The sequence below is a fragment of the Fundidesulfovibrio putealis DSM 16056 genome, assembly GCF_000429325.1.
In the GTDB taxonomy this organism is placed as follows: domain Bacteria; phylum Desulfobacterota; class Desulfovibrionia; order Desulfovibrionales; family Desulfovibrionaceae; genus Fundidesulfovibrio; species Fundidesulfovibrio putealis.
Genome location: NZ_KE386885.1, coordinates 618,638 through 639,293 on the forward strand (window position 1 = coordinate 618,638; position 20,656 = coordinate 639,293).

At 60.0% G+C, this 20,656-nt stretch carries 16 protein-coding genes and 1 tRNA gene; 11 read left to right on the plus strand and 6 right to left on the minus strand.

The window, feature by feature from the left end; all coding sequences use genetic code 11:
* The first annotated feature begins 148 nt into the window (after positions 1 to 148).
* From G453_RS25395 to G453_RS25400, 3 genes are read left to right on the plus strand one after another with little or no spacing between them, the layout of a single operon-like run.
* On the plus strand, positions 149 to 577 hold the full coding sequence (locus G453_RS25395; protein ID WP_051272653.1) for a hypothetical protein: 429 nt from the start codon (positions 149 to 151) through the stop codon (positions 575 to 577).
* Positions 578 to 599: 22 nt separating this feature from the next.
* Positions 600 to 1,772 carry a glycosyltransferase gene (locus tag G453_RS0119500; protein ID WP_027192378.1) on the plus strand — a complete coding sequence of 391 codons (1,173 nt, stop codon included), beginning with the start codon at positions 600 to 602 and terminating at the stop codon, positions 1,770 to 1,772.
* Positions 1,769 to 2,278, plus strand: coding sequence for a DUF2867 domain-containing protein (locus G453_RS25400; protein WP_169725376.1), 510 nt, complete (start codon positions 1,769 to 1,771; stop codon positions 2,276 to 2,278). Before G453_RS0119500 ends, G453_RS25400 begins: the two co-directional genes overlap by 4 nt.
* Positions 2,279 to 2,427: 149 nt before the next feature.
* Here the strand turns inward: G453_RS25400 and G453_RS0119510 are convergent, their stop codons facing one another.
* From G453_RS0119510 to G453_RS0119530, 5 genes are all read right to left on the minus strand, one after another.
* On the minus strand, positions 2,428 to 3,882 hold the full coding sequence (locus G453_RS0119510) for a lipopolysaccharide biosynthesis protein (RefSeq protein ID WP_027192379.1): 1,455 nt from the start codon (positions 3,880 to 3,882) through the stop codon (positions 2,428 to 2,430).
* Between the two features lie 78 nt (positions 3,883 to 3,960).
* Positions 3,961 to 5,565, minus strand: a complete 1,605-nt coding sequence (locus G453_RS25405) for a radical SAM protein (protein WP_051272655.1) — start codon at positions 5,563 to 5,565, stop codon at positions 3,961 to 3,963.
* A gap of 68 nt (positions 5,566 to 5,633) precedes the next feature.
* Positions 5,634 to 6,698 carry a glycosyltransferase family protein gene (locus G453_RS0119520; RefSeq protein ID WP_027192380.1) on the minus strand — a complete coding sequence of 355 codons (1,065 nt, stop codon included), beginning with the start codon at positions 6,696 to 6,698 and terminating at the stop codon, positions 5,634 to 5,636.
* Between the two features lie 393 nt (positions 6,699 to 7,091).
* Entirely contained in the window at positions 7,092 to 8,990 is a 1,899-nt protein-coding gene (gene asnB / locus G453_RS0119525) for an asparagine synthase (glutamine-hydrolyzing) (RefSeq protein ID WP_027192381.1), read from the minus strand.
* 3 nt (positions 8,991 to 8,993) lie between these two features.
* A complete protein-coding gene (locus G453_RS0119530) occupies positions 8,994 to 10,235 on the minus strand; it encodes a glycosyltransferase family 4 protein (RefSeq protein WP_027192382.1) in 1,242 nt (413 codons plus the stop codon).
* A 195-nt stretch (positions 10,236 to 10,430) separates the two neighbouring features.
* On the opposite strand from G453_RS0119530, the gene G453_RS0119535 reads away from it, so the two are divergent.
* The 8 genes from G453_RS0119535 to G453_RS0119570 all read left to right on the plus strand — a co-directional run bounded on the left by G453_RS0119535 (position 10,431) and on the right by G453_RS0119570 (position 19,812).
* On the plus strand, positions 10,431 to 11,399 hold the full coding sequence (locus G453_RS0119535; protein WP_027192383.1) for a chemotaxis protein: 969 nt from the start codon (positions 10,431 to 10,433) through the stop codon (positions 11,397 to 11,399).
* Positions 11,400 to 11,445: 46 nt separating this feature from the next.
* A complete protein-coding gene (locus tag G453_RS25410) occupies positions 11,446 to 12,024 on the plus strand; it encodes a PilZ domain-containing protein (protein ID WP_051272656.1) in 579 nt (192 codons plus the stop codon).
* 18 nt (positions 12,025 to 12,042) lie between these two features.
* A tRNA-Ser gene (locus G453_RS0119545) sits at positions 12,043 to 12,132 on the plus strand.
* 496 nt (positions 12,133 to 12,628) lie between these two features.
* Positions 12,629 to 13,870 (plus strand): class I SAM-dependent methyltransferase, encoded by a 1,242-nt coding sequence (locus G453_RS0119550; RefSeq protein WP_027192384.1) that lies wholly within the window; start codon positions 12,629 to 12,631, stop codon positions 13,868 to 13,870.
* Positions 13,867 to 14,808 carry a GDP-mannose 4,6-dehydratase gene (locus G453_RS25415; RefSeq protein WP_043646470.1) on the plus strand — a complete coding sequence of 314 codons (942 nt, stop codon included), beginning with the start codon at positions 13,867 to 13,869 and terminating at the stop codon, positions 14,806 to 14,808. The genes G453_RS0119550 and G453_RS25415 overlap by 4 nt, the downstream gene beginning before the upstream one ends.
* Positions 14,809 to 16,227 carry a glycosyltransferase gene (locus tag G453_RS26800; RefSeq protein ID WP_051272657.1) on the plus strand — a complete coding sequence of 473 codons (1,419 nt, stop codon included), beginning with the start codon at positions 14,809 to 14,811 and terminating at the stop codon, positions 16,225 to 16,227.
* A gap of 251 nt (positions 16,228 to 16,478) precedes the next feature.
* A complete protein-coding gene (locus G453_RS27490; protein WP_084502593.1) occupies positions 16,479 to 17,348 on the plus strand; it encodes a class I SAM-dependent methyltransferase in 870 nt (289 codons plus the stop codon).
* Between the two features lie 85 nt (positions 17,349 to 17,433).
* Complete coding sequence (locus tag G453_RS0119570) at positions 17,434 to 19,812, plus strand: glycosyltransferase family 39 protein (protein ID WP_027192386.1); 2,379 nt, start codon at positions 17,434 to 17,436, stop codon at positions 19,810 to 19,812.
* 304 nt (positions 19,813 to 20,116) lie between these two features.
* Here the strand turns inward: G453_RS0119570 and G453_RS0119575 are convergent, their stop codons facing one another.
* Complete coding sequence (locus G453_RS0119575; protein WP_156921024.1) at positions 20,117 to 20,539, minus strand: hypothetical protein; 423 nt, start codon at positions 20,537 to 20,539, stop codon at positions 20,117 to 20,119.
* Between the last annotated feature and the right edge of the window lie 117 nt (positions 20,540 to 20,656).

A 20,656-nucleotide genomic window follows, 5' to 3' on the forward strand; every position in this document is an offset into this window, starting at 1 on the left:
AGGCGCGCCACCGGAATGTCTCAACCAGGGGCTGTTCAAGCCGGGGCTGAGTGTTTATAAGCGCCGCGACGCCCATGTTTCAAAATTCCTGTCGCGCCATGCTCCACAAGAGGGCGTTCACTGTTTTCCATGGCCTCTGGAGGCCCTTATGAAGCCGTTGGTTCTTGCATTTCTGGTTTTTCTGGCAGCCGTCGTTCCGGCTGGGGTTCCTGCCGGCGCGCAGGCCAGCGCTCCGGCGGACATCACCGGCCTGTGGGTCGCCGACTTCTTCGGCAACCGGGTGGAATGCCACCTGGAGCAGCGCGGGCAGTTCCTGTACGGCGTGGCCTATGTGCTGACCCGCACCGGGGAGCGCAACACCTACCACGTCGCCGGGCTGGTGCTGGACAACACCATCCGCGCCATGCACGGCAGCGGCAACACCTTCGTGGGGACCGTGCAGGGCGAGAACGTCGTGGCCGGGACCTTCGCCTTCAAGGACGGTCCTTCCTTCGCCATGCAGGCCGAGCGCACCATGCGCGGCAAGACCGCTCCCGGTGGCCTGGAATGGCCCGCCGGGTATCCGCCGACTCCGTAGTGAGCCGTGCAAGGACTATGATGTGAAGACACTGTTCGTACTGTCGGCCCTGGCCGAAATCCTGGCATTGCTGGCCCTGTTCTTCACTGGGCGCACCCACGTGCTGGGCAGCCTGCGCCGCCCCTATGCCGGACCGAAGCGTCTGCCCAAGGAACCCTCCGCCGCCATGATCGTCCCCATCACCGGGGACACCCCGGCGGTGCGCGGCGGGCTTAACAGCCTGCTCAGGCAGGACTATCCCGGCCTGCGCTACGTGCTGGTCACCCGCGACGAATCAGACCCGGCCACTGCGCTGGCGCGCTCCCTGGTCGAGGGGCGCGAAGACGCCACGCACGTGCTGAGCGGCACGGCGAAGACCTGCGGGCAGAAGAACCACGGCCTGCTGGCCGGGTTGGCCTCCCTTGAGGACAAGCCGGAAATCTACATCTTCTGCGACTCCACCCACGTGGCCCGGCCCGATCTGGCCCGCCAGCTCATCGCGCCCATCGCCTCGGGCAAGGCGCCCATGTCCGGCGGATTCCACCGCGTGGTGCCCCGCGACGGCAAAATCCCCACCCTGGGCATGCTGAACGTGTGCATGGTGCTGCACTGCCTGCAATCCATCAAGCTGATCACCCAGCCCTGGGGCGGGGCCATGGCCGTGTCCCGCGAGACCTTCGAGGAGCACGGCGTGGCCGCCGTATGGGCCACCAACATCGTGGACGACTTCTCCCTGGGGCCTCTTCTGGCCAAGCGCCGCATCCGCATCTGCGCCGTGCCTGACGCCTGTCTGGAAACGCCGCTCAAGAACGTGCCCCTGGCCATCTGGGAGGACTGGCTCACCCGTCAGCTCCTCTACCTAAAGTTCTGCACCCCGGAGATGTGGATCGGGGCGCTGCCTGTGGTCTGGCTGTTCGCCGCGCCGCCGCTCATGGCCGCGTTCGGGGTGCTCGGCGCGCTCACCGGCTGCGCCGACGGCTGGTGGATAGGGGCTGCGCTCATCTATCTCGCAGGCTTCGTCATGGTGGGCCTGGCCTTCCGGACGTTGGCCCCCAGGCCCGTCCTGTTCTGGGACTGGACCCGCTGCTTCCTGGTGACGCCCTTCATGACCGTGTGGTGCTACCTGCGCACCTGGACCACCTTCACCATGCGCTGGCGCGGCATCGCCTATAAAGTCACCTGGGGCGGACGAGTGGTGGAAGTGCTCAAGTCGTGACGGGCCTGCCTGCCGGGTTGGTCTTGCCGCCGCCAGTTGCGCGGCTCAAAGACGGGAGCGACTTCGCAGATCATTTCGCCGTTGAGGGCGCAAAGGAAATCCGTCAGTTCCTGGCGGATTTCTTTTCGTACAGGCCTTCTTGGATGCGTGCTTTGTTTGCGCTGAGAGGCCCCCTGGCCAGGGCGCTCGGCGTGGGCCACTCGTTCCAAGCGGACAGGGCATACGGGGCGCATCAAGTGCCGTTCCAGGCTGGCGGGCAGATATTCGTGTTTCAGGTGGCTGCGGCCAGCGAGGGCGAGTACTGGGCGGGCCTGAGCGAAGACGGGCCGCTGCGGGCGGTGCTGGCCGTGGTGAGCGAGAAGCTGGAGGGTGCGGGAGGAGTGCGCTACCGGCATCACGTGATGACTTTCGTCACCTTCAAGAACTGGCGCGGGCGCGCGTATTTCACAGCGGTGAAGCCGTTTCACTGGCTGGTGGTCAAGGCCATGGCCGAAGCGGCCAAGTGAGAAGAGAAGAGTAAGAGAATATGCCTCCGGCGGCCAAAGGAACAAGTTCCTTTGGAATCCTCTATAGCTTCGCGGGATGGCAGGGTGAGTTGTGGAATGTCGAAGGCGCGGGCGATGCGGGCCATATCCCGCCAGAACGACGAGAGTTCTTAAGCCGCCTTCGGTAGCGCCTGCACCTTCATCTCCCGCCACCATTTCAGCCCCAGCACCACGAACGGAAGCAGCGCGCCGACTTCCGCGACTTCCCGGATTCCCAGGAAGCCCAACCCGTAATACAGCACCGCGCCGACGCACGTCGCCAGCAGCACCGGCGACACCGCCCGCCATTTGATCAATCCCATGGTGCGCTGGCAATAGAGCGTGGTACAGCAGGCCACCGCCCCCTTGGTGATCACGATGGACAGCCCCGCGCCCAGGAGCGGGTTGCCGGGAATAAGCAGCGAGCACAGCAGGATGTTCAGCGCCAGTCCCGCGCCGTAGATCACGAACAGAACGTTCTGGCGGTGCTGGCTCATCATCAGGTACGCGGCCAGGTTGTGGATGAAGCTGAAGATCACCGACGGCACCAGCCATTTCTGCAGCCACATGGCGTCCACGTAGGTCTTGCCGTAAATAAGCCCGATTATCCGGTCGGACTCCACCGCCAGCACGAACATCACCGGGATGGACGCCCCAAGCAGCCATTTGACGGACTTGTCCTTCAGGAGGTCGAACCCTTCCTTGTCGTGGCGCCACAGGCCAACGAACAGCGGGAACAGCACGCTCTTCATCAGCAGGCTGGAAATGGGAATCTGGACCGCGTCTACCACCTCCCAGGTGGCGGAATACTGCGCGATGGCGTGCGGGCCGGAGAACTTCTGCAAAAAGAACAGGTTGGCCTTGTTGTACAGGATTGAACAGAAGGCCAGCAGCACGAACACCAGCCCGCCCTTGGCGGTGTTCCAGGTGCGAGACATCGCCTTGCCCTTGAGGGTCAGGCCCTGGATGTCGGTCTTGTTGATGGTGGCCCACGCGCCGCCGATCAGGTTGATGCCGTTCTCGATGATCTTGAACAGCGCGATCCAGTGCGGCGCAAACCCCAAGGCCAGCGTGCCCAGCGCCCAGCCGTAGCCCACGATGGCTCCCACCGACTTGATGCGCGCCTCCAGGTCCTGGCGTCCCTGCACCCGGCAGGCCACGAAGAATGAACTGGCCAGCGCCTCCAGGCCAACGCCGGCGGTGATCACCTGCACCAGGTTGGTCAGGCCGCCGGTGTAGCGCTGCTGCATGACGAACACCGATACCCCGATCCAGCCCAGCATCAGGATCACGCCCTTGATGATGGTGTACTGCACGAGGATGTCGCCCTTGTGGCCGTACTTCTTGGACAACGAGGACACCAGCGGCTGGTTCAGGCCGAATTCGCCCAGAAACAGCACGATCATGGCCGTATTGAAGGCCAGCTGGAATTCGCCGTAATGGCTCTGGTCCACGCGGGCCAGATAAATGAAGAAACAGGTGTGCAGGATGTCGCGGATGGTCTGGGCCGAGGCCAGATGCAGGAATTTGCCGATGATGCCGTGCGACGCGGCGCCCGCCTGCGGTATGGTGGCGGGTGTCGTCATGCTGGCCGGCTGATTCTTGGGGTGTTCATGGTGTGAAAGGAAAGGGCGGGCTGTGCGCCCGCCCCCTGGTTACTTCAGTTACTTCTTGCCTTTGCCTTTGGCAGCCTTGCTCTTGCCTGACTTCGTCTTGGCTGCCGGAGCCTTGGCCTCGGCCTTCGGCGCTGCCGCCTTGGGCGCCGGTGCGGCTTCGGGTGCTTGCGCTGCGGGTCCTGCCGCGATGGGCTCGGCCGGTGCGGGCTCAACTGGAGCGGGCTTGGCGGCGGGCGCGACCGGAGCCTTCTTCTCCACCACCTGCACGGAGGCGTCAGCTTTCACCGCCGGGGCGGCTGCCGGAGGCCGCACGGCCACAGGGGCTTCGGGCTTGGGCGTGGGCAGCTTCTCGCCGTTGGCGGCGGGCAGGTTGTCCGTGCCAGAGGCGGCCGGAGCCGGTTCCGGGGCGGGGGTGCCTGCGGCGTTGGCGCAGCATCCGCCGCGAGGCGTGCAGGTGATGTACGCGCCGTACTTCTCCAGTTCGTCCACGCGGCAGCTCCAGACCATGCGTCCCTTGTGCAGGATGGCGTCCGGGCAGCCGTCGCACATGTTCTGGCGACCGTCCTCGAACAGGTCGCAGGGCTGGATGATCATGATGGACTGGATGTGCAGGCACTCCGTCCACTTGTCCGGCTTCTTGAGCCATTCCCAGAAGATCTTGCGCACGCTCTTGTTGAAGGGCGCGAAGGGGAACAGGCCGTGGGCGTTGTTGGTCAGCCAGGGGCGTCCGTAGGCCAGGTAGGTGTCCCAGAACAGGTGGTGCAGCACCTGGACGGCTTCGGCGAATTTGGGGCTCAGGTAGCCCAGGGTGCGGTCCTTGGCGCCCACCTTGAGGGTGAGCAGCCACTTCATGGAGCGTGGGTCCTCGGTGCCGTTCAGGAAGGCGCAGGGCTCGAAATCCGGGTCGATCTCGCGGATCTTGTCCGCGACCTCCTGGGCCACGATGTCCTTGTGCTGCTCCATGTGGTCCAGCTGGTAGACCAGCTCGCCCACGTTTACGGGCTTGCCCCCGGCGTGGCAGTCGAAATTGGCCTGGCGCTTCACGGAGCGGAACAGGATGAAGACCATGGTCTGCACCCGGTCCATATGGTCCTGCGCCCAGCGGGTGAGCATGGGCACGTCGTCCAGGGTGTCGCGGTAGATGGTCGCGTTGAACGCGCAGGCCACCTTGCCCTGGCCGTGCTCGAAGATCATGTTGGCCAGCTTCTCGCGCAGCTCGCACAGCTCGGCTTCGGTCTTGCCGGACCAGCCGGGGCGCTTCTGGTGCGAGTCCACGTGCATGGTGAAGCCCACCAGCCCGGCCTTGGTCAGGTCGCGCACCAGGGAGGGGGTCAGGGCCTGCCCGTTGGAGTTGATGATGGGTTTCCAGCCCTGCGAGGCCACGTAGCGCACCAGCTCCACGATGTGCGGATAGATGAGAGGCTCGCCCCCGGCGATGGAGATGCCGTCGGTGCGGCGCATGGTCCGCACGCTCTCCAGTTCGCGGATGACGTCCTCCAGGGGCCTGTGGCCCTGGGGGTCGTTCTCGCGGTAGCAGCCCTCGCAATACAGGTTGCACTTGGTGGTGGGCTCAAGCCAGGTGATGGCGTTGTCTGCCAGGTTCCAGGGGAGTCTGTAGTACGTCTCGGGCGTGAGTGGGCGTATGGGGTTCATGGCTGGTCCGTATGCTTGATATTATCAGGAGGAAATACGGCTAAATCGGACAATCAGTAGCGCAATCATCAGGGGTTGGCAACGTCCGGGAGCCTGCCCGCACGGATGAAGGATTCCACCTGCATGAACGCAAACTCGTTGCCGCGAAAGTCAACGGCACGCACGCGCTCGCGGCAGGCCTCCACCTGGGATTCGAACCCGGCCACGGCGGATTCGTCCAGGTGGTGCATGTCCAGGTGCAGGCCGTAGCCGAGCTTTTGCAGGTAGTGGGCGTTCAGCCACTGCTCGAAGGCCCCGCGCACCGGCAGCGAGATGATGGGCTTGCCGTAGTACAGGGCCTCGCTCATCAGGGTGTGGCCGCCGCCGCAGATCACGAAGTTGGCCGAGGCCATGTCGCGCAGCAGGCCGTCCTCACTGAAGCTCTTGAAGGTAAGGTTTCCGTCGGTTTCGTCCTTTCCGTACCCATAGACGATCACCGGGCGGCCCAGGGTTTTGAGCAGGGGGACGAAATTGTCGCAGATGGAGCAGCTCTGGTACACCAGGATGTGTTCGCCGATGCTGGCCTCGTGCTCGAAGACCTTCTCCCGGTGGATGGGCGGCGAGATGGCGCGCTGCGGGCCGGGTTTGAGCGGCGGCTGGTAGAAGCTGATGATCAGGTGTGCCGTGGAGTTGGAGAAGAGCCTGTTCACCGAGAACGAGGTGGAGGTGAGGTCCCACCAGACCGAGCCGGGCAGCTGGTGCTCGCACAGGGTGATGACGTGCTGGTGGTCCAGCGACAGGCAGGGGATGCCTGCCCGTTTGGCCGCGATGGGCACGAAGTATTCGTAGTCGGACAGGCACACGTCCGGCTTGAAGCGCTCGATGACCTTGGAAAGGCGTGTGAGTTCGCTCTCGCGCTGGATGAGCGTTTTTGCGCCGAGCTTCACCGTCTCGATAAGATCGAGCGAGTAGTTCTTGTAGCGCGTGCCTGGGTTCAGGGCGATCTCCACCGGGTAGTGGGCGCGCAGGATGCCTGCGGCCTCCTCGCTGGTGACGAACAGGAACTCGTGCTCGGAGAAACGCCGGGCCAGGGTCAGGGCGCGGATGGCGTGGCCGTGCTGGGAGCCGTGAACGCCGTAGAGGATGCGTGCCATGTGGTGTGTCCGTTGTCGCGATATGTGAGATGCGGCTAAGAGCGCATCAGTGCGCGTCCGGGCCGTCCGGTGCGCGTCAGGCCCCCGGCGCGGGGAGCCGAAACATTACTCGTCGCAAAGCCTCCTGCGGGTTTCGACTCCCCGCGCCGGAGTCCCGCCTCGCCCCGGACCGCCCCGTCCGCCGGGTGACGCCCAAGATGGGCGTCGGGATCGGTACGGGAAGAACAGGGCTGCCAGAGCCAGTACGTATCGACTCTGTGTGCCGGAGTTTCATTCCCCGTGGGCAGCTCCTTCCGTCCGGTAACGCAAACATGAGCGTGAAGGCCGGGACGGGTAGCCCAAATAGGGGATTCCAAAGGGACTTGTCCCTTTGGCCGCCGGAGGCTGTGTTTACTAAGATATGCTCGGGTTATTGTGTTTCAACCAGAGTTGCAGCACCAAAAGCGTCCACAGCTCCTTGCGCCGGTCAATTTTCCCGGTGCCGTGCTCATCGATAAGCGCCCGCACTGCCTTGGGGTCGAACAGGCCCTGCTGGCGCAGGTGCGTTTCGCCCAGCAGGTCCTCGACGAGGGGCTTCAGCTTGTCGCGCAGCCAGCGGGCCACGGGGATCAGGAACCCGCGCTTGTTGCGGGTGAGGATCTCCGGCGGCAGCACGTCGGCCATGGCCTTCTTCAGCAGAAATTTCCGGGTCAGGCCGCGCAGCTTGTAGTGCGTGGGCAGGCGGCTGGCGAACTCGGCGAAATCCCGATCCAGGAAGGGCGCGCGGGCCTCCAGCGAGTGCATCATGGTGCAGCGGTCCACCTTCACCAGGATGTAGTCCAGCAGGAACTGGCGCGCGTAGGCGTGGAAGGTGCGTTCCATGTCGGTTGAGGCGCTGGAGCGGTCGAAGGTGCGGCGCGTGGAGGAGTAAAGCGTATTGCGCGAAAGGAAGGAGTGGTCGGGCGTGAGCCACAGCTTCTCCTGCTGCTCCGGGTGCAGCGCTGAGAGCCAGGTCTGGATGCGCAGCCAGCGCGGCTGGCGCGCTCCGGCCAGGAAGGTGGCAGCGCCCAGGCGCAGGTTCACGTAGCCCTCTGAGGCCGGGAGCACCGCGCAGATGGGGTCGATGACGCCCCGGCGCAGAAGCGAGGGTAAGGCGTTGTAGAATCCGGCAGCCTTGAAGCCCAGGAAGTGCTCGTAGCCCGCGAACAGTTCGTCCGCCCCGTCGCCGCCCAGGGCCACGGTGACCTTCTCGCGGGTCACGCGCGAGAGCAGGTAGGTGGGCGCGATGGACGGGTCGGCCATGGGCTCGTCGAAGCGGGTGACGATCTCGGGCAGCAGGTCCGCGCAGTCCTCGGCGCACAGGATGTGCTCGTGATGCTCGGTGTTCCACATTTTGGCCACGGAGCGGGCGTAGGCCGACTCGTCGTAGCTGGCCTCCTGGAAGCCGATGGAGAAGGTCTTGATGCGCGGGGCGAGCCCGGCCATGAGCCCGGCCACGATGGAGGAATCTATGCCGCCGGACAGGAACACGCCAAGCGGCACGTCGGAGATCATGCGGCGCTTCACGGCCTGGGTGAGCAGGCGGCGCAGCTCCTCGCAGAGTTCCTGTTCGCTTGCGCGCGTGGGCTCGGGCGCGGGCAGGTCCCAGTAGGAGCCCAGTGTGATGTTGCCGCCCTGGAGAATGAGCCAGTGCGAGGGTGGGAGCTTTCGCACTTCCCGGTAGATGGAGTCAGGCGTGGGCACGTACTCGTAGGCCAGGAAGCGCGCCAGGGTGCGCGGGTCCACCGAGAGCGACACGCCCGGCAGGTGGCTGAGCGCCGAGAGCTCCGAGGCGAAGGCGAACCTGCCGTTCTGGAGCGTGTAGAAGAAGGGCTTCTTGCCGAAGCGGTCGCGGGCGCAGAAGAGCGTGCGGGTGGTGCGATCCCACAGGGCGAAGGCGAACATGCCCTCGAAGCGCTCCAGGCAGCGCGGCCCCCACTCCAGCCATCCGGCCAGGATGACCTCCGTGTCGGAGTGGGTGGCGAAGGAGTGCCCCTTGGCCTCGAGTTCGGCCCTGATGTCCTGGTAGTTGTAGATCTCGCCGTTGAACGTGACCACGCAGCGCCCGGAGACGTGCTCCATGGGCTGTCCGCCCGTGGACAGGTCGATGATGGACAGGCGGCGGTGCCCCAGGGCCACGGGGCCTTCCACCAGCAGGCCCTGTCCGTCCGGGCCGCGATGGGCCAGGCAGCCGGTCATGGCCGAGAGCCAGCCGGTCGCCTCGGCGGGCAGGGATTCACCGCTGGCCTGGACGAAACCCGCGATGCCGCACATGGGCTAGTCCTTGTCCCTGTCCGCTATGGGCAGGTGACGCTTGAACAGTTCGAACAGGGCGCGGCCATTGGCCTCGGGGTTGAACATGGCCCGCACCAGCTCGCATCCTGCGGCGGCCATGGAGACGGCCCGTTCCCGGTCGGAGGCCATGTCCATGATGGCGGCGGCCAGGGCCTCGGGGTCCTTCTGGCACACCACCAGGCCGGTCTCGCCGTGGCGGATGACCTCGGGGATGCCGCACACGTCCGTGGCCACCACCGGGAGCTTGTGGGACAGCGCTTCCATGATGACGTTGGGGATGCCGTCCCGGTCGCCCGTTGCATGCACGACGCTCGGCACCACCAGCATGTCGTGGCCTTTGAGCAGGTAGGTGAGCTGGTCGTGGGGGAGGAAGCCCGGCATGTCCACGCAGTCCTCCAGGCCCAGGCGCTTGCGCAGGCGCAGGAGCATGGGGCCCTGGAATCCCGCGCCCACCAGGGTGAGCTTGAAGGAGATTCCACGGTCCTTGAGGATCTTGCAGGCCCTCATCAGCACGTCGAACCCCTTGGTGCGAGCGAACCGGCCCACGGCCATGAGCTTGAGCGGCGGGGTCATGGCCACGGCGGCTTCGCCGTTCTCGCGCAGGGTGAGGCTGTTGTAGACCAGGTTGATCTTCCCGGCGTGCTGCGGAGCCTGGAAGGACAGATAGTCCACGTTGGCCCGGTTGTTGACGCGCACGAAGGCGCTCTCGGCGATCTTCTCGGCCAGCGCGCCGTCGGGGGGGTAGATGTCGCCCGCGCGTCCGGCCATGGAGAACGGGATGCCCGTCAGGCGCGAGGCCACCCAGGCCGCAGTGGCCGGGCCGCCCGCCCAGGGGGCGTGGATGTGGGACACTCCGTCGCGCTCCAGGAGTCGGGCCAGCCTGAAGCCCGCGAAAAAGGCCCACCAGCTCTCGCCGGTGATCTCGATGCTGCACCAGCGCCGCCAGGCGATCTCCTTGGCGAGTTCCATCAGGCAGCCGGGGACGCGCTTGTTCCAGTACAGGATGTCACGGATCATGAGCGGAACGGCGTAGAGCCCCATGCGGCGCACGCCGTAGGAAAAATCGAGCATCTCGGGAGAGCAGTTCTTGAGTTTCTTGCCGTAGAGGCTGTACACGAGAACGTGCAGCCCCTGGCGCCTGAGCGCCTGCACCTCGCGGAAGATGAACGTCTCCGAGGAAAGGGGAAACCACAAAAGAACATAGGCGATTTTAGGAAGATTCAAGGGACGGCCTCTGGTTTTGGAATCTGACGGCGTGGCGGTTTTCTAGTCCACGCTGGGCCTCGTGTAAAGCACGCCGGGCATTCCGGTGGAAAAACTTGACATCAACAAGATTGTAACACAAGCGAAGTGAGGGAGAAGCCGACAGGCTGTATCCGTCCCTTTCCAGCACGCATCAAGAGCCAGGATGACCCCACCATGAGCAATACCAACATACTCCTCGAGTCCGGCACCAACGAGCTTGAAATAGTCGAGTTCTACATCGACGAGGAGTCCGACGACGGCAGCGTCTACCGGAGCTACTTCGGCGTGAACGTGGCCAAGGTGCTGGAGATCATCCGCAAGCCCAAGGTGACCGAGATGCCCAATACGCCTCATGCGGCGGTGAAAGGCACGTTCAACCTGCGCTCGCGCATCATCCCGCTCATCGACCTCTCCATCTGGCTTGGCAAGACCATGGTCAAGAACGAGGCTCCGAAGGTCATCGTCAGCGAATTCAACAACATCACCAATGCGTTTTTGGTGTCGGGCGTCACGCGCATCCACCGCCTGAGCTGGGAGCAGGTGGAGCCGCCCAGCGGCTACGTGGCCAGCTTCTCCGGCAACAGCTTCACCGGCGTCGTGAAGTTCGAGGACCGCATCGTCCTGCTCCTGGACATGGAGAAGATCATCTGGGACCTGAACCCGAGCCTGGCCATGCGCGAGGAACCGGGACGCGAGACAAAGGTCCAGGCCACCGAGGACGTCTTCTACCGCGCCCTGGTGGTGGACGATTCGGCCTCCATCCGCAAGCTGATCGTCAACACCCTGCTGCGCGACGGCTACGAGGTGGAACAGGACATCAACGGCCAGAAGGCCTGGGAGCGCCTGCTGGAGATCAAGCAGCGGGCCGCCGAAGAGGGGCGCGACATCCTGGAGATGGTGAACCTCGTGGTCTCGGACATCGAGATGCCCGCCATGGACGGCCACAACCTGTGCAAGCGCATAAAGGACGACCCCATCCTGCGCGACATCCCGGTCATCCTGTTCTCGTCGCTCATAAACGAGAAGCTCTTCCACAAGGGGTTGTCCGTGGGCGCGGACGACCAGATCACCAAGCCCGAGATTTCCACGCTGACCGAGCGCTCCAAGGCCTTGATCGAGGAAAAGGGGCGGCCCCGCAAATAAAGGCCAGCCAGCGGCTCTGGCCCGGCAGCGCCGCGTCCGGGGCCTTGTGCTCGACACCCCCACGCTCATCCGCGACAAGTCCTTCGACAGGCACATCCTGACTCAGCTGGAAGGGGTATTCCTCGTCATTCGCCTGCGCTACGACCATCAGGCCGGGGGCATCTGCGGCGTCTCCGGGCAGCAGGGATCAAGCCCGGACGAACCCTTGAGCTGCTTCATCCGGTCCACATGCAGCCAGTTCCGCCCGCGCTCCCTGCGGGGGATGGAGCGGACGGCCCTGTCGCTTCCGGTGTATTTGTGCGAGTTCATCCCGGACAGGCCGTGCGGCTGCCTGGATGGGTGCGAGAAGACCGCGACGCTCAATCTTTCCTTGCGGGGCTGCTTCGTCTTCAGCGTCACGGCCTGCGAGCAGGGGACGCCGTTGTGGCTGGTGTTCGCCGACCTGGAAGACCAGGCCCCCGTGCCGTCGCGGGTAAGCTGGAGCTGCGCATGGGGAGCGGCGCGCAAAATCCCTGGGCTCGGGCTGGAGTTTCTGTCGCTCACTGCGGCGCAGGCAGGTCAGCTGACTTCGCTTGGCCTTCGCCCCGAATGCGCGACTCTTGCCCCCGCCGCCCGGGCCGTGTAGAGATATTCGCCCGCGCGCGGAGGGATGGCCGAGTGGTTTAAGGCGGTGGTCTTGAAAACCATTGACGGGGTGACTCGTCCGGGGGTTCAAATCCCTCTCCCTCCGCCACTTTGCGGGTTTTTCGAGTTTTTGACCCAGCAGGCGTACCCAGCACTATACCCAGCATGCTCCCTTAATTCTGACGGCTGCCCGCCCCCGTTGCTTTTTTTCCTGTCCTGGACTCCCGCGCCGCCTTGGTGACATGTTCCGATCTACGCACCCGACCTAGAGGGGAGAGGAGAGAGGGGAGGCACTACCCTGATATGGATCTGGCGACTCGCTAACTTTCGAATCAAAGTTAACGAATGAGTGGATTTGAACGATCATTCGTGTGGGTGAGGATTTCTGCGTGGAGAAATCGTTGTTTACCAACTTGCGAAATTTAAGTACTTGACCACTTGCCCTGTGGCCAGTGCTCGAACTTCTGATCATCTAGCGGACTAGCCGCAGAATTAATTCCCCTTGAGGGCAGGCTGGTTTTGGAGCAGGAGGGGGCGTAACGTTATCTTGCCTCAGGCCAAAGACTCCAATCCTGTACCAAAGATAGATTCTTATTTCCGATTTCATGCATACCCAAATTAACTCATGCCGTATCTGCGGCGACACTGGCCTGGAGGGACTTCTGTCCCTTGGCGAGCAGTACCTTACCGGGATATTCCCCAGGGATCCTGACGCCTCTTTGAGTTGTGGCCCTCTGGAACTCGTGCTTTGCAGTGAGTGTGGCCTGGTACAGCTCAGCCATTCCTTTCAGCCCGAAGAGATGTACGGACAGGGCTACGGCTACCGTTCCAGCCTTAACCGGTCCATGGTGGAGCACCTCAAGGCAAAGATTGAAGGACTCAAGGCTCTCGTCCCACTTGTGGTGGACGATTTCGTGCTGGACATCGGCTCTAACGATGGCACTTCCTTGTCCTTCTATGCCCAAGGCGGTCCGACCCTGTGCGGTATGGACCCCTCGGCGGAAAAATTTCGTCGGCACTACCGTCAGGACATAAGGCTGATAGTGGATTTCTTCTCCGCCTCCCGCTTTCGCCTGGAGTTCGGCCAGGACGCAAGACCCAAGATCATAACCTCCATCGCCATGTTCTACGATCTGGAGGACCCTCAGGAGTTCGTCCGCCAGATCAAGGAAATCCTGCATCCCCAGGGTGTCTGGCATTTCGAGCAGAGCTACCTGCCCTCAATGCTCGCGTCCAACGCATACGACACCATCTGCCATGAACACCTGGAATATTACGGGCTCAAGCAGATCAAGCGCATGACCGACCAAGCCGGACTCGAAATCCTTAGCGTACAGCTGAACGACGTCAACGGGGGCAGCTTCGCCGTTACTGTTGCCAATCGGGGCGCAGGGTACCCGCGCGACAGGTCCACTATTCTGAAGCTTCTCGAGGCGGAGGAGCGCATGGGAACGCATACCCCAGCCCCTTACGAATCCTTCGCCCAGGCGATACAGGAACACCGGACTGGGCTTGTAAGCCTGCTTGTCGATCTCAAGGCCCAGGGTAAGACTGTGCTCGGGTATGGGGCGTCAACCAAGGGTAACGTCATCCTGCAATACTGTGGGTTGACTCCCGAACTTTTGCCAGCAATCGCCGAGGTCAACGAATCCAAGTTCGGGGCCTACACCCCGGGTACACGCATCCCCATCATCTCCGAGCATGAAGCCCGGGCCATGAGGCCAGACTACTTTCTGGTCCTGCCCTGGCACTTCAGGAAAAACATCATTGCAAGGGAGCAGGAGTTCTTGGCACAAGGAGGCAAGTTCATCTTTCCACTGCCGCGCATTGAGATCGTGTCAATATGAAGTGTGCCCTAATCGTGGGTTGCCAGGGCCAGGATGGGAGTCTGCTGCGTGATTTGTTGATCGGGCGTGATTACGCGGTCACCGGGCTCTCTAGGCAGTCGGTCCACATGCCTGACGGCGGTCAGAGCCCACCTGTGGACGTGGCTGACCCGTCCGCCGTCGCCGAGACCATCAGGGAAGCACGGCCGGACGAAATCTACTACTTGGCCGCCTTCCATCACTCCTCACAGCAGACTGCGGTCAACGATACTCGGGCTACCTGGGCGGCCAGCATGGCGGTTAACGCTTCCGGACCAGTCAACTTCCTGGAGGCTGTCCGCCAACATGCCCCTGACGCCCGCTTCTTCTATGCCGGCAGCTGTTTGGCCTATGGCACGCCCGGTGAGACCCCGCAAACGGAAGAAACCTGCTTCAGGCCCGCCTGCGTTTACGGCATATCCAAGGCCACTGGAGCCCACGCCGTCAGGCACTACCGGGAAAAGCACGGCCTGTTCGCCGTGACCGGTATCCTCTTCAACCACGAGTCGCACCTGAGGCCTGATCATTTCCTCTCCCGCAAGATAGTCCGCGCGGCCTGGCGCATCATGCGCGGAGAAAAACGGGAATTGCTGCTTGGCGATCTTTCGGCCCGCGCGGACTGGGGCTACGCTCCGGACTTCGTGGAGGCCTTCTGGGCGACGCTTCAGGCCGAAAACCCGGACGACTACGTGGTGGCCACCGGGAAACTCCATGGCGTGCGCGACTGGGTGGAAAAAACCTTTGCGCTCGCGGGCCTTGATTGGCAAAACCACGTGCGCGAAGAACCAGGCTTGGCCGTTCGTGGACGCGCGCCATTGGTCGGTGACGCGACCCGTATCCGTGAGCGTTGCGGCTGGACCCCCGCGACCGATTTCGACCACATGGTGGAGCTCATGTTCGAGCACGAGGGATGGCACTAGGTGAAACAGATACGAATCCTCATTTTCATCCCTACGTACAACGAGTCCGGCAACGTGGAGCGCATGGCCCGAGAACTCGCCGCCCTGAACCTGGACGCGGACATCCTTTTCCTGGACGACAACTCCCCAGACGGAACGGGCCCGGTGCTGGACGATCTGGCCTGCCGGATCCCGCGCATGTCCGTGGTGCACCGGCAGGGCAAGCAGGGCATCGGCTCGGCCCATCAGATGGGCATCGCCCGAGGCTACTCGGGCGGTTACGACGTGTTGGTCACCCTGGACTGCGACTTCACCCACGACCCCAAGGATATTCCCAGGATGCTCGCCGCGCTCGACGGGTACGACGTGTCCGTGGGGTCCCGCTACATGGAGGCGGGCAGCCTGCCGGGCTGGAACCTCATGCGCCGCGGCCTTACAAAGTTCGGCCACTTCCTGACCTCGACGCTTCTCGGCTTGCCCCAGGATGCCAGCGGAGCGTTCCGGGCCTACGACCTCCGGCGGGTCCCCCAGGAACTCTTCGGGCTGGTCACCTCCAGGAGCTATTCCTTCTTCTTTGAAAGCCTCTTCGTGCTGGTGCGCAATGGCCTGAAGGTCAAGGAAATTCCCATTGTGCTGCCGGCACGCACATACGGCCACTCCAAGTTGACCCTTACGGAGGCCTTGCGCGGCGGGACCTACCTGCTTCGCCTTTGGTTGGAGAACCTATCCCATCCGGAGCGTTTCCGACAGGGGCGTCCAGTGGACTGCGTCTTGGAGCAATGTCCGGCCACTGACTGGGACGCCTACTGGGCAAAGAAACAGTCCGCCGGAGCGCTGGCCTACGAGGTGATCGCGGCCTTATACCGCAAGCTTTTCATCCGGCCGAATCTGGTGAAGGCTCTCGGAGAAAACTTCGGCAAGGACGCCCGGGTCTTGCACGCTGGCTGCGGCTCAGGCCAGGCGGACAGGGACCTGCATGAACATTTCAGGGTGACGGCAGTGGATATCTCCCTTGAGGCTCTCGCCCTCTACGGCCGCAACAACCCCCAAGTGCAGGCAGCCCGGCAGGCCGACATCTTCCGCCTCCCTTTCGAGTCCGGAACTTTCGATGGAGTCTTCAATCTGGGAGTCATGGAGCATTTCGACGAGGTCCAGATACAGGCGTTGCTCGTGGAATTCAGGCGCGTCCTCAAGCCCGAGGGCAAGATTGTGCTCTTTTGGCCGCATGCCAGGGCCACGAGTGTGTTTGTGCTTGGCGCGGTGCATTTTGTGATGAACAGGGTGCTCGGCAAAAAGACCCGACTCCATCCGGACGAGATCACCCGCCTGAACGGCAAGGAACAGGCCAGGAAGTTGTTGGAGCGTGCTGGATGGAAGCTCCTCGACTATCGTTTCGGCTGGCAGGATATGTTCGTGCAGGCGGTGATCGTCGGCGAGTAAGTCTCCATCAGGGTATTGTGAAAATGCACCTGTGCTCCGCAACAGACCTTACTGAGCTGTCGGGCGTGCGGTGCTTCCATCTGTTGACATCCTGGATTCATATAGCAGTGGTCCATCTTAGCGTGTCTTTGGTCTAAACCGCCGGAGCGCCAGCGCTTTTGTTTAGCGAAATGTCAGCATTTCCATGGCCAGCCGTGTCCTCCCTTGTGTTTATTATAACATCTTAACTCGATGTATAGGCATTGCGAAAAATGAAAATTACAAAACACGCAGTAAGTTGTTGCATCTGTGGTTCGCCTGAGTACAGATCTCTCTACGCCGATGAACTGGGAGATTCCAGCCCAGCGGTGGAGTATGATTTTACTGCGGAAACCAGGAAAACATTTGCAATTGTCTCATGTATTGCGTGTGGGCATATTTATACTAACCCAATGCCAATGATTGACGACGTTTACGCCGAAAGTGAGGATGAAGTTTATCAGTCTACAAGAAAGCAGCGCATTAAATGCTTCGAGAAAATTTTTGATCTAATCCAGAATTATCACAAGTCTGGAAATTTGTTGGATGTAGGCTGTGCCACGGGCTTGCTTCTGGATGTAGTCTCGTCAAAGTTCAAAACATATGGAGTCGAGCCTTCAAGATGGTCAAGAGGGGCGTGCAGTAAGAAACACAAGGTTTATTCATCGTTGGAGGAAGTCGATAACATTCGATTTGATGTCATTACCATGCTTGGGGTTATAGAGCATATCACCGATCCGGATGCCCTCATGAGGATGATTGTAAAGAAGCTTAATCCGGGGGGCGTTTTTGTGGTTTACACTGGGGATGTTGAGGCTTTTCTCCCCAGATTGTTAAAGAAGCGTTGGTGGTGGTATCAAGGCATGCACTTACATTATTTTTCGCTAAGAACGTTGGTCATGCTTATGAATAAGCATGGTATGAGCATGGTTCACTCTGGAAATATGCCGTTATACTTCGCGATGAGTTCATTGAGCACGAGCTTGAAACGCTATCCCGTATTACATAGAATGGCGTCACCTTTGTTGGAGTTGCCTATTGTTCGCGACGTTCACCTGCCAATGCCTTTGAGCGGCGAGATGTTGCTCGTGGCAAGGCGCTAGTAACGATAATGGGAAGTTCATGGTTGATGAGCAACGCTACTCTAGGGCTGGTTAGAATGTTATCTTCTTTGACGATGGAGTGGCTATGACTGGAGCCGTTAAGGATCTAGCGGGGGGGGCAAGGGCATGGGAAGGCATATTGTTCAAGGGCGGGGTGGTGCTCGTCGTTTCTGTTGGTTTTTTCTTGCGGTTTTACCAGCTTGACACGCCAACCCTTTGGTTCGATGAAATGTTCAGCGCGCTTTCGTCGCGCGCCCCCGTAACGTCCCTTTTGGATTATGCCTACAACTCGGGCTTGCACTCCCCGTACTTTTATTTATTTCTCAAACTCATTTCTGCCGGAGGCAATTCCGATTTCTCTATGCGGTGGCCTTTGGCAGCTGCAGGAAGCGTCAGCGTCTATCTGGTATATCGCCTCTTCAGGGGTCATGTCGGGTGTGGTCCTGCTCTTGTCGCTGCGGCGTTTATCGCTGTAAACCCCATACATATTTGGGCTTCTCGTCAGATTCGTCCATATGCTTTCCTTTTTTTGTTTTTCTGTTTGGCTGCGGGTTTTTTATTACGTTTCATTATGAATAAGCAGCGTCGGGATTTTTGGGCGTTGCTATTGGCGAACCTTGCCTTTCTTTCGACACATTACACCGCGTTTGTTGTCGTGTTTGTTGAGTGGGTTGTGATTTTTTCTCTGGCCATGCGCGATTGGAAGTCTATGAGAAAAGGAGTGATCGAGTTCACCGCAGCTTGCTTTCTCGCTGCTATCCCGTCGATACCTTTTATGTTTGGTTTGTTCTTTAAAAATCAGATGTACGCGGTTGGGCGACAAACTTTCTCGGGTGGTTTTGAAAGAACAGTTCTGTCGGTTTACGAGGTTTTGTTTCTTTATTTGCCTCAGTTCGTGGTCGTTGCATTGATTTTACTGTCGATAATGGGTGCCGTCACGATCTATAAAGTGAGCAGAAACACATGTTATGCATTGATTCTCATGTTCTTTCTGCCGCCAATGATATTCATATCAGTCCGTTTGAATACTCCTGTTTTGCCCGTATACGTTCTTTTTACGGCTCTCCCGTTCAGCCTAGTTCTTGGTGCAGCCTTTATGACAATGCGCAAGGCTTATGTCGTTGGGGTACTCTCCGGTCTATTCGTGCTCGTATATGGAATTAATTACACAAAGATTCACCATCATGATTTTTATGACGCAAGCAATTCATTTGCTTCCGCAATCTTTACGACTGGAGATTTCAAGGCTATTGCTCAATCCTTGCCTGCCGTTGTCGAAGATGACAGTGTTACGTCTGCGTCGGACTCTTTTCTTCATGAGTCAATCTCATGGTACTTGGACCAATTTTCGAAACCAAATCCATTGAGACATCAACGAATAGGCATCATTGATCCAGTTGCCCATTACCGTTTTTTGAGCGTTGGTAACAATTTTGGGCACTTTGCTAAAGATATTGGCGATTTCGAAAAGTTTATGGGGCAGTCTGCAAGAGTTAATTCTGTGGGGGGGGCTAATCTCTATTCTTTTGATATCAAACGAACTCCGATTATAGAATTGAAATCGCTACCAATGACAATTGAGTTGCATCCAATTCCCAATGATTTTTATAGGTATGTTTCCCGGCTTGAGGATGTGACACTAAACCCCCACTGGGGCGGCGGTGTCATGGTCACAGAAAACAACCGAATTGGAACAGTTGAGTATACCTTCGACAATGTTGAAAACCTTGATGGAGTCTCTTTTCTGGTTTGGTTCAGATATCACAATGTCGGGCAGGATAACACCCTGGAGTTTCTTTATAGTTTTGATGACGAAGAGTTCATTTCTGGATTTGTGAGCAAGGGCAAGGATGTACGTAACGTTTTCAGCATGCCTATTCGTCGTGATACACCCTTCAAAAGGCTGACTTTGCGCTTCATATTAAATTGTACCAAAGTTACACCGCAGGGATTGTTCGTAAACCTTGATACTTTAACAATGCGCGATTTCAAGCTGGTTGCGTGCACTCCTGCACATGAAAACTATTGTTTTATGAAAATGTCATCATTGACTTTGCCCAGTGGGGTAGAAGTTATATCAATACCTGGGCAAATTGTCGAAAAAGTATCGGGAATTGTGAATACTTTGGATGATGATTCAGGTTGGAATGTCTATAGATCTGAGAATCCGGATGTCCCGGGTATTGTGACCGTAAATCCTGGCAAGTCCGCCACTGGGGCAATATTCTATCCGCGCGTCTCTGGGAAGTCTTCCCAGGTTTTGGTGTACCGAAAAGTAAATATGCAACGAAAACTTGTCGCGGCCTACCAAGGAATTGACGACAAGTGGACAGATATTTTTCAGCAATGGCCTTTGGATCCCAGTTGCTTTGTATCTGATGAGGGTACGCTGGAAATTGAGCTTTATAAATCAGAACTATGGCATAAAGACGGAAAGATTTTCTTTAACCTGCCCAAGGATTGACATCTCCTTGAATATACAGATCAATGCTTGGAGTGGCTCATGATGTATTTCTGATAGGGGCTGTCCTAGCTAAGCACCCTAGCATCAGCCAGCGTGCTTAGCTAGGACAGCCCCTATTCCCCGGCCTCGGGGCGGACGGCTCCCTCTCCCTCCGCCAAACGACGCTTCAGGGTGATTGCGCCTGAAGCCGTGGGATTGATTCGCGAACAAGCAGAACAAAAGCGCCGCTGGTATTGTCCAGGGGCGCTTTTTCGTTTGGCGGCAGATCGGCCAGCCGCGCCTGGAGGCGCGAGTAGTCCGGCGCTTACGGGGCTATCTGGATCAGCAGTTTCAAAACACCGGCAGAGGCCGCGATTTCCGTCGCGATCACCAGAAATTCCACCCACCTGCCCGCCTTGGGCGGAAAGATGGTGGCGATAACCAGAAAGATCATGAAACTGAGGATTGTCGCCGCGATAAGCCCGCAGAAGAACAGCCCGAACTGGAGCGGGATACGAATGTGGTCCATGGTTCCCAAAAGGTAAAACACCGCGAACGTCACCGCGTATGCGATAATCCGACGACCCATGAGCACGCCTTTCGTGGTGTTTTCCATGCTCATACCCGTACCACCGGAAGCCGGGAAGTCAACCCTGAGGCGGATCGCGTCCACTCTGTCGGCGCGGGTGCCGCAGGTTTGGGGCAAAACCGCGTGGCGCGGTGATGGACGCCACTCCGGGGTCGGCACGCCGCGCCTTCCCGGAACGCCCCTCCAGACACCGCAGAAAGCGCCGGACTTGTCAGTAGTGATTGAGCGCGCGAGCGTGACACTCCTTCGCATCGAGTCTTGGCAGGCCGGGCAAGA